The following is a 13,502-nucleotide window of genomic DNA, read 5'->3' as shown; positions in this document are numbered from 1 at the left end:
TCCGGGACCCGCGCACGGGCCGCTTCGGGCTCGCGGACCCGCGACGCCACCTGTCAGTTAGCGATCAGCGGTGAGGACCGGGGCCGGTCCGGAGCGGTCGACGCCGACCGGTCGGTCGAACGTCTCCAGCAGCGCGCGCTCGGTGGCGACGTGGTCGGAGATCCCGGGGACCGCGACGCGGCCGCCGGTGACGGCGAGAAAGACGAGCAGTTGGTCCGCGAGGTGGGCGTCGACCGCGGCGCCGCCCCCGCGGAAGCGCCGCACCTGGTCGGTGACCTCGGCGGCGACTTCCTCGGCCGGTTTGCCCGGCGCACCGTACGCGTCGAGCCCGGCCAGCGGCCGTCGCGGCCCCGACCCGGCGCTACCCGACTCCGACCCGTCGGTCCCCATCGGCGCCCCGTCCAGCCGGACGACCAGGGCCGAACCGGGGCTGTCGCTCGCGACGTATCCGGTCCGGTGCTCGACGGTCTCGATCCCGAGCCCGTGGAGCGCGTCGGTCGCGGCGTCGGCCTGGCGCTCGGCCACCTCGGCGTCGGCAAGGTCCGCCGCCGCCTTCGAGTAGACCCGGGCCGCCGTCGGCTCCAGCGGCCCGGCGAGGTCGACCCGTGACAGGTCGGAGGGCCACAGGTGCAGCGTCGCGCGGCCGCCGCCCGCGGGATAGAAGCCGGCCCGGTCGAGTTCGACGGCGGCCGCGAGCCCGAACTGCCGGAGCAGCGGCAGTTTGACCGCGCGGTAGTAGGCCAGCGGCGGCGACCACGCCACGTCCGTCCCGCCCGTCGCCGTGACCGTGAGCGGCTCATCGATCGTCGCCGCCAGCGGGAGGAGCGTGTCGAACAGCAGCGTGAGGCTCCCGGCGGTCCCGATATCGGCCTCGTAGCGGCCGCCCGAGACCGCTTCGGGTTCGAACGTGACCGTCTCCGACCCTCGCTCGGCGCCCTCGACCTCGGCGTCGGCGACAGCCGCCGCCGTCTCGACCGCGGCGAGGTGCTGGGCGCCCAGTCCGGGTTCCGAGCGGTTCCCCCGGACGTGTTCGATCTCGACGGGTTCGTCGTCGAGTACAGACAGCGTGAGCGCGGTCCTGACGAGCTGGCCGCCCCCGTCGCTCCCGTCGACCTCCAGCATGCTCCGGGGTAGCTCGCGGTCCGGTAAATCTCTCCCGGTGGTCGCGCTCGACGGCCGCCGGATGCGGACCGGACACCGGCCGAGCAGTCGCACCGCTCGGCCGGACCGGCCTCGAAAAAACGTCGGCCGCCCGGAAGCCTGACAGTACCGGGGCGGTCGGCTGAGGTGTCGGTTCGAGGCCGCTCCGCCGCGAGGTCGCTACTCCGCGCGGCTCTGGACCATCCGCTCGACGCGGCCGACGAGGGTGTCGCGACCGGTCGCGCGCTCGACCATGTCGCTCATCTTCGTCTGCTCGAAGTAGCTCGCGAACGCGAGGATCGTCGGCGGCCAGAGCCCGACGAACAGGCCCTGTTGCTTGTCGCCGCGCGCGTAGAAGAAGAACCACGACAGTACGACCGACCCCGCCGCGAGGATCACTGCCGGGTCCGTTCCGGTGTCTTCGGCGGCTCGTACCGCTTCCTGCTGTTGGTCTTGAGTTTCCATGCAGACTCCCTTGCGACGGCACGGGCTTAGTTAGCCGCCGGGTAGCCCAGACAAGCCGGTCTTACGCGTCGAAACGCGCAGTTACTCCGCGATGACGGACCGACGGCCGCTCAACTCGCGGTGGAAACCGACTTGCCGCGTGACCGCGTACGTCCGGCCGGCCGATGACGACCCGCGGTTCCGAGCCGGCCTGACGACCCGGCGGTGACGACCCCTATGAGTGCCGAGGCCTCCATTTTTGACGGTAGATGGTGTCTCTGGGCCATCTGGCTATGGCCACGGTAGACATAGGCCCCGGTCAGATGCCCACCGAGGAGCAGACACGGATTTATGAACGTTGCCGAGCAATCACACGATATGGCCGCTGAAATTTCCGACCGGGTTCGAGAAATCGCCGAGGCTCGGGGCCTTCCGGAGTCCGAAGTGTTCGAACGGGCACTCGAACGCGGCCTCGAAGACCTGTGGGAACACCTCGTTCTCGCGCGGTACCTCGACGGCGAACTCGACCGCGAAGACGCAATCGGACGTGTCGGTCGGTCGAAGGTCGAGCGGGTAGAGCAGGAACGTGAGGTCGTCGAGGAAGACGTCGACTGGGGCTTGAACGCGTGACACTCGCGGCTGTTTCTGATGCGGGGCCGCTCATTCACCTCACTGAAATCGATTCGCTCGAACTCTTCTCGACGTTTGATACGCTCCTCATTCCAGAGACGGTTTACGAGGAAGTCGACGCCGGTGGTATTCCGGACGGGTTGGCCGACCTCTCGTACGAACTTGTCGAAGTCGACGAAAGTCGAATCGGGGATGAAGAACTGGATGCCGGAGAACGCGCTGCGCTTGCGATTGCAGACGAGCGGGGAATCGTCCTCCTAACCGACGACCTCGCCGCCTGAGAAGCGGCATCCGACGCGGGTGTCGAAGTACGCGGTTCTATCGGCGTCATCGCGCTCGGTTACGGCCGCGGATTGCTCGATAGAGACGACTCGGCATCCCGTATGCGAGCACTCCAGCGTGAGACGAGTCTCTTCGTGACCGAGGCAGTCGTGGAGCGCGGAATCCGGATGTTGGACGAGCAGTAACGGAACAAACGGACTCTATAGGCGCGCTAATCACATTCACTATGGATAGGTTGTGAGTCGTGACTGCCGAGGCCACGTTTTTCGGACCAAATATGTGAGAGTTGTCGATCGGACGTCCATATCCGGAGTGTTAGGTCGGTGAGTTGCGGAAACAAAGCCGTTTGGAGCGGGCGAGCCGTCGCGGAGTCGGGACAGGAGGGGACGGTTCGGTTCAGGATAATCTATATGAAGATCGGTCAGTAATGTTGACCGTGGACAGCGAAGTTGACCGAAATGCGGCCGGTGTTCTGGTACCCGTCCCACTAGGCGAAGAGCGGGTGTTCCGGAACCAGGCGACTGACGACATCCTGGAACTGCTCTACCGGAATCCACACGAGGAGTTCGGCGTCCGCCAACTTCGGGAACTGACCGGGCACGGTGCCCAAACTGTCGATACGGCGCTCGATGTGCTCGGTCAACTCGACCTGACCCGGACCCGGAGAGACGGCAACAGGAGACTCACGTCGATAAACCGCGGCCGGCTCCGGAAACCCGACGATCCTATCGCGGAAATTCCGCAGGAAGAGTTCCGGGACCCGGTAAAGGCCTTCACTGACAGGGTAGCGGAGGAACAAGGGGGCAATCTCGTCGGCATCCTGCTTTTCGGAAGCGTCGCCCGGGGAGAGGCAGACCGAACCAGCGACATCGACATCCAGGTGATCGTAGCGGACGACCTGCTGCAGTCACGCAGAGAGATAGAGGACGTGAAACGGGAGGTGGAGGGATCGACGTTCGGTGGAGAGCGGTACGAGTTTCAGGTACTGGTCGAATCGGTCGAAACCGCCGAACAGTACGGAGAGAAACTCCAAGAGATCGTTTCGGAGGCGGTCACCCTCTACTCTACCGACCGACTCGCGGAGCTACGACAGGTGATTCTGGATGGATAATAGCTCGATAGAGGACACGTTAGATGCCGTACTGGCGGAGTTCCGGATCGGGTCGGGCAGACCCGAAACCGGACTGGAGGTAGACGATCCCGCGCTTCTACAGCTCAGGAAGTCCTGTCGGATGCTGGAGACCGTACGCTCTCTCCAAAAGCAGAACGGCTACTACACCGTGATAATCGAGGCCTCGTTTGCTTCGATCGAACGCAGTATCCAGTTCTACCTCCGCGAAAACGGGTACATCCGGGACGGCGAGTTCGTCGACCACAGGAAAGTCTACGAACTCGGTGAAAACGCCGCGCTGTACGGCACCGACTTCAAGGAGAAACTGGTCCAGTTGTGGGAGAACAACCGTTCCCGCACGTACTACAGAGAGGGCGTCGGAACGGAGGAAAACGCGAGACTGATGGTCGATCTGGCCGAACAAATTCACCGCCACATTCTCCAGCTCGCCAGTCGGAGCCACGAGTGCATCTGCAGCGGCGACTGATTCGTCGAGCGTGGTTGTGCTCGACGAGTTCGACCAACTCCAGGAAGGTGGAGCAATTATCTGCGACCTCCAACTCCTCAACAGTGAAGCGGAAAACCCGTTAGGAACCACCCTGGTATCGAATCGGCCGCCAACCAGACAAGCTTCGACCAACTCAGCCAAAGGATGCAGCAATCAACAAGTACTGGTTCTTCCTAGGCAGAGACTTCCAAAACCCTGGAATGGAAGGGCTCAACAAAAGAAGCTAAGACCAGCATTATCGAAAACGTAAGAGGGCTTACTTCACACCCTGCATGTCAGGACAACTACACAGATTGGGGAAAATGTAGAAAATATACAAGTACAGGACGGAGCAGTAGAACAGATACAGGAAACATTCGAACAGACAAGCGCCAACGACAGAATCCTAGAAGAATACAACTTTCAAAACGAATACATACTCGAATCTGCGGACAATACAGCAGCTACCGGCGCGTAACTTTCATTTTGAAACAAGGTGTAGAACCCCCCATCTAACAGAGATTTCAATCACTTTGGAGCAGCTTCCATTAGATTCTAGGTTTTTCAGATACAATAGCGGATTGTGGGAACTGTAGTACCACAGTAAGAAATCATGAGTAACGAGGCCGAGACCTTCCGGGAATCCGATTCGTCGAGCGATGGTCCGTCCGTCACCCCGACGAACTCTACCCGACGGAGCCACACCCGTTCTCGAAGCAATATTTAACACGGGAACAGATATAGCCCGACATACGTGGACAAGATGCCGATTAGGATAGACGACGGGGACGGAGCTCCGCCCGTCAAGCCCGGGACGAACGCTCACGAACTGCTGTCGGTGCTACTGGAACATCCGGACATGGGATTCAGCCCGAAGGAGCTGGCGGACCTCATGGAGGTCCCCCATTCGAGCGTCCACAAGACCCTCTCGCGCCTGGCTGACGACGGACTCGTCCGCAAGGTCGATTCCCACTGGGCGGTCGCCGACGATGTCGCGGCTTCGCGGATAGCGAACGCGGTGAGTCTCCGAGAGATCGAGACGGAGTACGGCGACGGCGCGTACGGCGAAGACGACGGGTGGGCCGCCGAGGTACCCGACCTCGGGGAAAACGCGTAGGATGGCCTACGCGCAGGGCAGCGTCGTCCTCGCGCCGGCGACGTTCAAGAGCGGGGTCCGGCCGTACTCGTCGTCTCGAATCGGAACCGACCGTTCTTCGGCGACCGCTACACCGTCGCGGTCGTCACCTCGACCGAACGGGACGCGGCAGTCGAACTGACGGAGGACTCGCTCGCGGAAGGCGAACTGAAGACGTACCCGAGTTACGTGAGCCCGTGGTCGCTGCACGTCTTTCCGGGCGCGGAGATCGGGAAACGCGTCGCACAGGCCGACGAGGAGACGATGCGGGCCGTCGCTGGATCGATCCGCGAACTCACGGCCGTACTCTGAGCGACCGATATCGTGTCCCGATTTGTCCTCACCGGGCGCGGAACGCCCGGATCGTGTCGCGCTTGACGTCGCGCCGTTCGACCTGTTCGAAGCCCAGATCGCCGAAGACTTCGCTCCAGTCGCGGTAGTACAGCGGGAACTCGTCGCGGACGAAGTTCACGTCGGGGTCGTCCTCGCGCTCCTCGCGTTCGGCGTCCGCGGCGTCGTCCTCGATCTCGGCGGTGACGAGGGTGTCGTCGGTGATCCGGGCGATCTCTTCGAACACCCACTCGGCGTCGGGGTGGACGTGCTGGAGCGTCTCGACGGAGTAGACGGCGTCGAAGGCGCCGTCGTCGAAGTCGCCGACCACGTCCTCGATGGCGTCGGCGTGGAAGGTGCCCGCCTCCCACAGGTCGGGGTAGTGTTCGGCCATCACGTCGAAGGCGTCCTCGTTGAGTTCGACCCCCGAGAGTTCGGTGAAGCCGTCGTCGAACAGGTGCGAGAGGTGACGCCCGGAGCTACAGCCCAGTTCCAGGACGGCCGCGTCGCGGCCGACGCGGTCGCGGAGGATCTCGCGGACCGACTCGCTCGTCTCGTCGGGGCCGTAGTGGGCGTAGTACGCCGGCGAGTACTCGCCGGTGCGGTCGGCCCACTGGCGCCGAACGTCGTGAGAATCCACACGGACACGCCGGGCGCCGGACGTATAGTCCCGTCGGGCCGTCCGTCCCGACTCCGTGGCGGTCTCCGCCGCGTGAGAGCGCTCCACGCGGACGTATCACACAGAGATAACCGAGGATCCCGGAGAAAGCCGGCCGTGTTGTGTCGTATCGGCCACGATCCGAACACGATCCGGAGGTTGTGGTAGTTCGTCCAATTTCTCCCACTCACGGGAGATAAATTCCACTATATCGCGAAATTGGAAAACAGATACGGAATGCTTAACCGTGTACTCGGCGTTCGTTCACTCGCAATGGCAAACGGAAAGGTTGACTTCTTCAACGACACTGGCGGTTACGGTTTCATCGACACCGAGGACTCTGACGACGACGTATTCTTCCACATGGAGGACGTTGGCGGCGAGGATCTGACGGAAGGGACCGAGATAGACTTCGAGATCGAGGACGCCCCCAAGGGCCCGCGCGCGACGAACGTCGTCCGCGCCTAACTGAGGTTCGTACCGTCGCCTGACGGCGACCGGACGCATCTCGATTCTACCGACGACCACACGTTGAGCGACTGCGCTCGTCGCGGCGGTCCGCTCTCTCGTCGCGCAGCGGCGTGTTTCTTAACCGACCGGCGACAGGGACGGATATGAGCAGCCAGAGCGCTCGCGTCCCCGACGGCGCCCGCGAACGGGTCCGCTTCTACCTGCTCGACCATCGGACGCCGCTGGGGAAGGCGATCGATATCGGACTGCTCGCGCTGAATCTGGTGTTCATCGCCGTCTTCGTCGCCCAGACGTACTCCCTGGAGCCAGCGACGCGGGCGCGCCTCTGGGATCTGGAGGTCGCCATCGCGGGGGTGTTCACGATGGAGTACGTCCTCCGGATCTACGGGGCCCGCGACCGCCTGTCGGAGTTCCTCAACCCGTACACGGTCGTCGACCTGCTGTCGGTGCTCCCGACCGTCCTCGTGATCCTCTACCCGGTGCCGGCAGTCGCGCTGAACGCCGGGTTCCTTCGGGTGCTCCGGGTGGTTCGAGTGTTGCGGTTCTACCGGTTCACCCGCGACGAGGAGTTTTTCTTCGGCTCCGTCTCCGGCGGCGCGCTGCGGGCGACGAAGCTCCTGCTGACGGTGTTGGTCGTCCTGTTCGTCTCGGCTGGCCTGTTCTACGCCGCCGAGACCCGCGCCAATCCGGGCGTCGAACACTTCGGCGACGCGTTCTACTACGTGGTGATCACCCTGTCGACGGTCGGCTTCGGCGACATCGTTCCCGTTACGCGTCCGGGCCGCTGGGTGACCGTTATCAGCGTCCTCGCGGCTATCATCCTCATCCCCTGGCAGGCCAGCAAGATCGTCAGGGCGTGGACCAGCGACGACAAGGTGCCGACGACCTGCCACGACTGCGGGCTCACCGGCCACGACCCCGACGCCTCCCACTGCAAGGCCTGTGGCCACGTCGTCTACCAGGAGTACGAGTCCGACGAGAGGTGACCGGCGAGCGGCCGCGGGAACGCGGCCGGCCGATCGGTTGCATATCGTTACCTGGATGCGACTCGTAACTCGGTTCGGTCCGTCCAACGGGGTTCCACGTCCGATAGCTGATACTTATCCGGACACAGGACGACGGTTCAGACGAGATGACCGACGCTTCGAGCGGTTCCGACGGGATCGACGGCGAGGAGACAGCCGCGGACGGCGGCGAGGCGGTGGCCGCGGAGCGGTCGCCGCTGACCGAGTTCACGCCGGAGGTCGCCGAGCATCGCGACCCGGACCACGACGTGGCGCCCGTCTTCGTCAACCGGTGGTCGCCGCGGGCGATGACGGGCGAGCCGGTGGCCGAGGCGGACCTGCTCGCGCTGTTTGAGGCCGCCCGCTGGGCCCCCTCCTCGCGAAACAACCAGCACTGGCGGTTCGTCTACGCGGAGCGCGACGACGAGGCGTGGGAGTCCTACCTGGACCTGCTGGCCGAGGGCAACCGGACGTGGGCGGCCGACGCGGGCGCGCTGCTGGTCGTCGTCTCGAAGACCACGTCCGACTACAACGGCGAGCCGGTCGGCAGCCACTCGTTCGACACGGGCGCGGCCTGGCAGAACCTCGCGCTGGAGGCCACCCGGCGGCGGCTGGCGACCCACCCCATCGGCGGCTTCGACCACGAGGCCGCCGCGGAGCTGGTGGATCTGCCCGACGAGTTCGAGGTGGAGGCGATGGTCGCGGTCGGCCACCGCGCCGACCCCGAGACGCTGCCCGAGGACCTCCGCGACCGGGAGGTTCCCAAGGGCCGCAGGCCCCTCGACGAGATCGTCTTCGAGGGCCGGTTCGAGGACGAGGAGTAGTCAGTCCCCGCGCGCCGAGAGCGGGTTCGCGAGCGGCCGCTCACTCCTGGCCGGATTGTTCGCGGGCCGCTCGCACGTGTTCGCGTGCCTCCTCGATCGTCATCCCGCGGACGCCGCAGTCGCACGACAGCAGTTCGGGTTCGGTCAGCTCGTCGACCTGCTCGATCCCGTCGCGCTCCAGCGAGTCGGCGTCGGGGTCGTACTCGAAGGTGGCTCGGTGGGAGACCTGCGTGACGCCCTCGATGCGGTGGTCCTCGTCGGGGTCGGGGTTCGCGATGGCCTCGGCGTGTTCGGCCCGCATCGTCTCCTTCCACTCGTCGAGGGTCGCCTCGGGGTCGCGCTCGTCGCTCATGTACCGTCGATGCCGGGGACGGGGGAAAAGTCCGACGGGCCGCTACAGCTGTAGCCGGCGGACGGTCGTGCCCGAGGTCTCCACGTCGGCGGCGCCGGCGGCGACGATCACCTGGTTCTCGCCGCGCTCGATGCCGACGGTCGTCTCGAACTCGGTGCCCTCTGGTTCGAGGACGACCCCCTCGACCGGGGTCTTGACGGCGACGCGTTCGCCGGTCGTCTCGCCGGAGACGACGAGCCGGTCGCCGCGGAACTCCGTGTCGACCCGGAGCGCGGGGCTGCGGTCGGGTTCGTGGAGCCGCTCGTCGCGGTAGCGCTCACGGACGACGGCGGGCGTCTCGACCGGCTCGCCGGCGCTGACGCCGTGGGCGAGGCGGACGTACTGAGCCATCGACCACGCCAGCGGCGTCGCCGAGCCGGTCCCCTCGCCGAACGCCCAGTCGTAGTCGGTGGCGTGCTCGCGGTCCCACACCTGCTCTGCGATCATCCGCCCGGAGTTGGCGAACTCCTGCATCGCGCGCAGACAGTCCTCGGGCGCCGGATCGGGGTCGTCGAGGTGCAACTCGTACTCGCCGCGCTCGCCGGTCAGCAGCGGCCAGAGCCGACCCTTCCCCTTGTGTTCGACCGACCACGGGCCGCCCACGTCGCCGCGTTCGCGCTCGCCGTAGCCGTCGCCGTTGTAGCGGTAGAAGCCCGGGGCGGCGCCGGCGTCGACCTTGATCGTGTCGTCGACCTCGGCGACGGAGTTGCGGATCACCTCGTCGTCGGCGGGTTTGATCCCCAGGCGGACCAGATCGAGGAAGCCGCCGTCGATGATGTCCCGTTCGTCCAGCGTCGGGCCGGCGTTGGCGAGCGTCCGCAGGTGGCCGGCCTCGGGGTCGCCGTCGCGGGTCACCCGGACGTAGTAGGGGGTGTGCTCGTGGCGCTCGGTGCCGGTCTCGGTGGCCGTCCAGTCCTCGACGTTGTTGACCCACTGGTCGGCCAGGGCCGTCCAGACCAGCGCGTCGGCCTCGTGACCGGCGTCGACCGCGAGCTTGCCGGCGCAGGCCAGCCCGGCGATCTCGGCGGCGATCGAGGAGGGGGAGTAGCCCGACTCCTCCTCCCAGCGCTCCTGGGCGCTCTCGGGGCCGTTGCGGGCGACGTAGTCGGCCGAGCGGCGGACGTGCTCGTAGTCGTAGTCGACCTCGTCGAAGCCGAGGCCGCGCTCGGCGAGGTGGTAGGCCATCACGGCAGGGTAGGAGATGTTGTCCATCTGCTCGCCGCCCCAGCGGGTGATGCCGTTGACGTAGGTGTTCTGCGGGATGAAGCCGTCCTCGTCCTGCTGGTACTCGTAGATGTACGCCAGCTGTTCGGCGGCCACGTCCAGCTCGCCGACGGTTTCGAAGACGGTGAACACCTGGTACAGATCGCGGGACCAGACGAAGTTGTAGCCGTAGCCCTTCGGCTCGTCGGCGGAGACCGCCTCGCCCCACGGGACCGAGGGGGAGGCGATAGAGGCGCCGGCGTAGGTCTTGTCCTCGACGGCGTAGAGGCTCATCAGGGCGGTTCGGTACTGGGCGGCCAGGTCGCGGTCGTTGGCGACCGCCTCGGGCAGCGAGCGGTCGGCGAGGAAGTCGGCCCAGGTGTCGGCGTACTCGGCCCGGACGGTCTCGAACCCGCGCTCCAGGGCGCCGTCGGCCTCGCCGAGCGCGGCGGCAGTGTCGGCCGCGCGGGCGAACCCGAGCGCGAGTTCGGAGTCGACGGCCCCGCCCGTGCCGAGGCGGCCGACGAGGACGACGCTCTGGTTGTCGACGGCGTCGCGCGGGTCGGGGAGGACGCCGTCGGTGAACAGCGCGCGCAACGGCTCGCTGCCGGCGGCGCCGACGGTCGCCCACTCGAAGCGGTCGCGGGCGGCCATCGCCATCGCGACCGAGTAGCCCTCGCCGTCCTCGTCGACGAGGAACGGCTCCTCCGTGTCGCCGGTGTAGGCCGTCGGGTCGCGGGCGACGAGGTGGTGGGAGCCGGGTTCGCCAAGTCGCAGGCCGCGGTCGGCCCTCGCGCTGTTGACCAGCGCCGTGTCCGCGACGGCGAACACCTCGTAGTCGTTGCCGTCGGCGGCCGCGAACGCCACGTCGGCCAGCACCGCGTCGTGGTCGGGGTCGGCCGCGTACTCGACGGTGAGCTCCCACTCGTGACCGCGACCGTCGCCCGCCTCCGTGAACACGTGCCGAAAGAGCAGCGCGTCGTCGGCCACCGGCTCGACACGGCGCTCGACGGTGTCGTCGCTGACCCGGGACTCGTTGTGCGTCCGGATCGTGTACTCGTCGTCCGCGCGGTCGTTGACGAGGAAATCGAGCGTGCGGAGGTTCATCAGGTCGACCTGCGGGAACCGCACCTCCGTCATCGCGCCCTCGGTGAGCGTGAACCAGACCCGCGAGGGGTCGGCGGCGTCGTGGTCGGCGGCGGTGCCGAGGCCGTACTTCTCGCCGGTCGTCCACCGCATCCGGTCGGTCGGCCCCTCGATGTCGGAGGTGCGGGCGGGCAGCGCCGCCTCCGCGTCCAGCGTGGCGGTCGCGCGCAGCCGCAGCGCGTGCGACCAGCCCAGCGGCGTCGCGCAGTCCAGGTCGCCGTCGTCGAACGCCTGCTCGGCGAGATAGCCCGCGTCGGTCGTCAGCGGGCCGTCCTCGCCGAGCAGCTCGTACAGGTCCGCCGCGCGGTCGAGGTACGCGTCGCCCGACCGGCCGCGCTCGTTCAGGAGGACGCCGACCTCGGCGGCGGCGACGGCGCCCATCCCCGTCGTCGCCGACCACACCTTCTCGCGGTCCTGGTCGGCGGTCCGCCAGTCGTCGCCCTCGTAGCGGACCAGCCCCGCGAGTCCGCTCCCGGACGGGTTGCGGAACAGCCCGTCCAGCGTCGTCGCCACGTGCTCGGCCACGCGGTCGAGCCGCTCGTCGTCCAGCGTCGTCTCCGGAATCCCGTCGTAGGCCGCGACCGCCTCGGCGAGCGACAGCGTCGCCGCGTCGAGCCGGCCGTCGGGCTCGCCGTCGACCAGTCGCATCGGGTAGGCGCCGCGCTCGGCGTCGTAGACCTCGTCGAGGCCGTCGAGGACCGCCTCGGCGGCCCCCAGCGCACGCTCGGCGAGCTGGCGGCCGACCGGCGCTCGCGCGACCGCGGCGAACGCCTGGACGTACGTCGCCGCGGTGTGGGTGAACCGGCCGGTGGCGTCCTCCCAGACGTTCTGGCAGGGGTCGGGCAGGCCGTCGTCGCCGACGGTCCGGGTGAGCGCGTCGACGCTCTCGGCGACGGTCTCGCGGATCGAGACGGTCAGGTCGTCGTCGAGGCCGCCGCGGCGCTCGCGGAGCAGCGTCGCGAGGAAGGCGGTGACCGACGCGGTCTGGTCGGCCTGGTACTCGACGGAGTCGTCGTCGCGCTCGACGTTCGCGTTGGCCCACCCGGGCGCGAGCGAGCCGTCGCTCGCCCACACGCGGTGGGGCCAGGTCCCGTCGGGTAGCTGGGCGTCGCAGTGGAAGCGAGCGGCCCGTTCGACGAGCCCGCCCACGGGGAGGTCGAGGCGGTCGCCCGCGGCGAGGACGTGACGGGCCACCTCGGCGTCGTCGCGGAACCAGACGTAGCCGTAGCCGCCGGAGTTGGCGTGAAACGGGTCGAACTCCGGGGCCGCGATCCGCGCGCCGGTCGGCCCTTCGAGCAGGTCCGCCACCCGAAGGTCCGCCCGCACCAGTTCCGAGCGCGGCGTCGACTCGGGCACGTCGACGGTCGTCCGGTCGCGGGCCGCGGCGCGCAGTTCGTCCGCGCTCGCGTGGCCCTCCGCGCAGGCGCGCAGGTCCGCCAGTGCCCCGCCTCTGTCGATCTCGCGGTGGTCCGAGAGCTGCGTGACGAGCGTCGTCCGGTTGCTCCGACCCTCCCGTTCGAGCGGAGCGGTCACGACGAAGTCGCCGGTCATCCGCGTCTGGTCGTAGGCGCGTTCGCCCTCCCCGCGCGGGAAGTCGACCGGGTCGTCGTCGAGGATCTCGGCGAAGCGCTCGGGCCGCTGGCCGCGCACCCCGCCGATACCCGTCGAGGCCGTCAGGTAGTCGTGTTCCGTCCGGTGGAAGACCTCCAGCACGCTGGCCTCCGCGGGTCCGCTGTCCTCGTGGACCAGCGCGCCGACCCCCGCTTCCTCGCCCTCCGGCGCCATCGTGAGGAAGGCGACGAGGCGCGCGTCCTGCGGAACCGCACCCCTGAGTTCGACGTGCGTGACGTGGGCCCGGCCGAGCGTCAGGTCGTACTGGTGGACGGTGAACGAGCCGGCGTCGTACTCGGTCTCGACGAGCCGCGTGTCGCGGTAGTAGTGCTGGCGGATGGTCTCCAGGTCGGCGAACCAGTGGGTCCCCTTGGGCGTCCGGACACCCAGCTTCGAGCGGTCGATCCCGTGTAACCCCGAGAGCGGCGCGGAGTAGTCGCGCAGCGACCCGTTCGGGTCCACGTGGACCAGCCGGTCGCCGTGGCCCGAGAAGGCGCCGCCGACCGTCCTCGTCTCCTCCGGGAAGCGCTCGCCGCGTGCCCGTTTGTACTCGTCGAGCGCCGTCGTCAGCCGCATACCGTCACCACGCCCGTTCCGCATATAAATCCCGCCTCGCCCGCAGGCGTTGCCACGTG

12 protein-coding genes and 2 pseudogenes are annotated in these 13,502 nt (G+C 67.4%); 9 read left to right on the top strand and 5 right to left on the bottom strand.

The window, feature by feature from the left end; genetic code table 11:
* Positions 1 to 57: 57 nt before the first annotated feature.
* Both rtcA and HZS55_RS18200 read right to left on the bottom strand, forming a co-directional pair.
* Entirely contained in the window at positions 58 to 1,122 is a 1,065-nt protein-coding gene (gene rtcA / locus HZS55_RS18205; RefSeq protein WP_179908978.1) for an RNA 3'-terminal phosphate cyclase, read from the bottom strand.
* 198 nt (positions 1,123 to 1,320) lie between these two features.
* Positions 1,321 to 1,605: a hypothetical protein gene (locus HZS55_RS18200; RefSeq protein ID WP_179908977.1), complete on the bottom strand. Its 285-nt coding sequence runs from the start codon at positions 1,603 to 1,605 to the stop codon at positions 1,321 to 1,323.
* A gap of 357 nt (positions 1,606 to 1,962) precedes the next feature.
* Here HZS55_RS18200 and HZS55_RS18195 point away from each other — a divergent pair, with 357 nt between their 5' ends.
* The 6 genes and pseudogenes from HZS55_RS18195 to HZS55_RS18170 form a co-directional block, all read left to right on the top strand.
* Entirely contained in the window at positions 1,963 to 2,214 is a 252-nt protein-coding gene (locus HZS55_RS18195; RefSeq protein ID WP_179911919.1) for a hypothetical protein, read from the top strand.
* Positions 2,211 to 2,681, top strand: a pseudogene (locus tag HZS55_RS23055) (nucleic acid-binding protein). The gene HZS55_RS18195 and the pseudogene HZS55_RS23055 overlap by 4 nt, the downstream one beginning before the upstream one ends.
* Positions 2,682 to 2,932: 251 nt before the next feature.
* The gene (locus tag HZS55_RS18185) at positions 2,933 to 3,607 is read left to right on the top strand and encodes a nucleotidyltransferase domain-containing protein (protein ID WP_179908976.1); all 675 of its coding nucleotides are present in this window, start codon (positions 2,933 to 2,935) and stop codon (positions 3,605 to 3,607) included.
* Positions 3,600 to 4,094: a hypothetical protein gene (locus HZS55_RS18180; RefSeq protein ID WP_179908975.1), complete on the top strand. Its 495-nt coding sequence runs from the start codon at positions 3,600 to 3,602 to the stop codon at positions 4,092 to 4,094. The genes HZS55_RS18185 and HZS55_RS18180 overlap by 8 nt, the downstream gene beginning before the upstream one ends.
* A gap of 763 nt (positions 4,095 to 4,857) precedes the next feature.
* Positions 4,858 to 5,211 carry a MarR family transcriptional regulator gene (locus HZS55_RS18175; RefSeq protein ID WP_179908974.1) on the top strand — a complete coding sequence of 118 codons (354 nt, stop codon included), beginning with the start codon at positions 4,858 to 4,860 and terminating at the stop codon, positions 5,209 to 5,211.
* Between the two features lie 87 nt (positions 5,212 to 5,298).
* Positions 5,299 to 5,541: pseudogene (locus tag HZS55_RS18170) on the top strand (type II toxin-antitoxin system PemK/MazF family toxin); the annotation flags it as partial.
* 28 nt (positions 5,542 to 5,569) lie between these two features.
* On the opposite strand, the gene HZS55_RS18165 reads toward HZS55_RS18170, so the two are convergent.
* Positions 5,570 to 6,199, bottom strand: a complete 630-nt coding sequence (locus tag HZS55_RS18165; protein WP_179908973.1) for a class I SAM-dependent methyltransferase — start codon at positions 6,197 to 6,199, stop codon at positions 5,570 to 5,572.
* Positions 6,200 to 6,490: 291 nt separating this feature from the next.
* Here HZS55_RS18165 and HZS55_RS18160 point away from each other — a divergent pair, with 291 nt between their 5' ends.
* The 3 genes from HZS55_RS18160 (at position 6,491) to HZS55_RS18150 (ending at position 8,516) form a co-directional block, all read left to right on the top strand.
* Positions 6,491 to 6,685: a cold-shock protein gene (locus HZS55_RS18160; protein WP_006883975.1), complete on the top strand. Its 195-nt coding sequence runs from the start codon at positions 6,491 to 6,493 to the stop codon at positions 6,683 to 6,685.
* Positions 6,686 to 6,831: 146 nt separating this feature from the next.
* Positions 6,832 to 7,674 (top strand): potassium channel family protein, encoded by an 843-nt coding sequence (locus tag HZS55_RS18155; RefSeq protein ID WP_179908972.1) that lies wholly within the window; start codon positions 6,832 to 6,834, stop codon positions 7,672 to 7,674.
* 146 nt (positions 7,675 to 7,820) lie between these two features.
* Positions 7,821 to 8,516: a nitroreductase family protein gene (locus HZS55_RS18150; protein WP_246308295.1), complete on the top strand. Its 696-nt coding sequence runs from the start codon at positions 7,821 to 7,823 to the stop codon at positions 8,514 to 8,516.
* A 40-nt stretch (positions 8,517 to 8,556) separates the two neighbouring features.
* On the opposite strand, the gene HZS55_RS18145 is transcribed toward HZS55_RS18150, so the two are convergent.
* Together HZS55_RS18145 and HZS55_RS18140 are read right to left on the bottom strand one after the other, a co-directional pair.
* A complete protein-coding gene (locus HZS55_RS18145; protein ID WP_179908971.1) occupies positions 8,557 to 8,868 on the bottom strand; it encodes a hypothetical protein in 312 nt (103 codons plus the stop codon).
* Positions 8,869 to 8,910: 42 nt separating this feature from the next.
* Positions 8,911 to 13,443: a glycoside hydrolase family 15 protein gene (locus tag HZS55_RS18140; RefSeq protein WP_179908970.1), complete on the bottom strand. Its 4,533-nt coding sequence runs from the start codon at positions 13,441 to 13,443 to the stop codon at positions 8,911 to 8,913.
* Positions 13,444 to 13,502: the final 59 nt, after the last annotated feature.

The sequence above is a fragment of the Halosimplex rubrum genome (assembly GCF_013415885.1).
GTDB classification, from domain to species: domain Archaea; phylum Halobacteriota; class Halobacteria; order Halobacteriales; family Haloarculaceae; genus Halosimplex; species Halosimplex rubrum.
Note: the sequence above shows the minus strand (reverse complement) of the source record. Positions and strands in the feature narration are given on the sequence as shown.

Bases quoted from the DNA above. Each gene is read 5' to 3' on its own strand.
- rtcA (WP_179908978.1), bottom strand. From the start codon at position 1,122: ATGCTGGAGGTCGACGGGAGCGACGGGGGCGGCCAGCTCGTCAGGACC.
- HZS55_RS18200 (WP_179908977.1), bottom strand. From the start codon at position 1,605: ATGGAAACTCAAGACCAACAGCAGGAAGCGGTACGAGCCGCCGAAGAC.
- HZS55_RS18195 (WP_179911919.1), top strand. From the start codon at position 1,963: ATGGCCGCTGAAATTTCCGACCGGGTTCGAGAAATCGCCGAGGCTCGG.
- HZS55_RS18180 (WP_179908975.1), top strand. From the start codon at position 3,600: ATGGATAATAGCTCGATAGAGGACACGTTAGATGCCGTACTGGCGGAG.
- HZS55_RS18175 (WP_179908974.1), top strand. From the start codon at position 4,858: ATGCCGATTAGGATAGACGACGGGGACGGAGCTCCGCCCGTCAAGCCC.
- HZS55_RS18160 (WP_006883975.1), top strand. From the start codon at position 6,491: ATGGCAAACGGAAAGGTTGACTTCTTCAACGACACTGGCGGTTACGGT.
- HZS55_RS18155 (WP_179908972.1), top strand. From the start codon at position 6,832: ATGAGCAGCCAGAGCGCTCGCGTCCCCGACGGCGCCCGCGAACGGGTC.
- HZS55_RS18150 (WP_246308295.1), top strand. From the start codon at position 7,821: ATGACCGACGCTTCGAGCGGTTCCGACGGGATCGACGGCGAGGAGACA.
- HZS55_RS18145 (WP_179908971.1), bottom strand. From the start codon at position 8,868: ATGAGCGACGAGCGCGACCCCGAGGCGACCCTCGACGAGTGGAAGGAG.
- HZS55_RS18140 (WP_179908970.1), bottom strand. From the start codon at position 13,443: ATGCGGCTGACGACGGCGCTCGACGAGTACAAACGGGCACGCGGCGAG.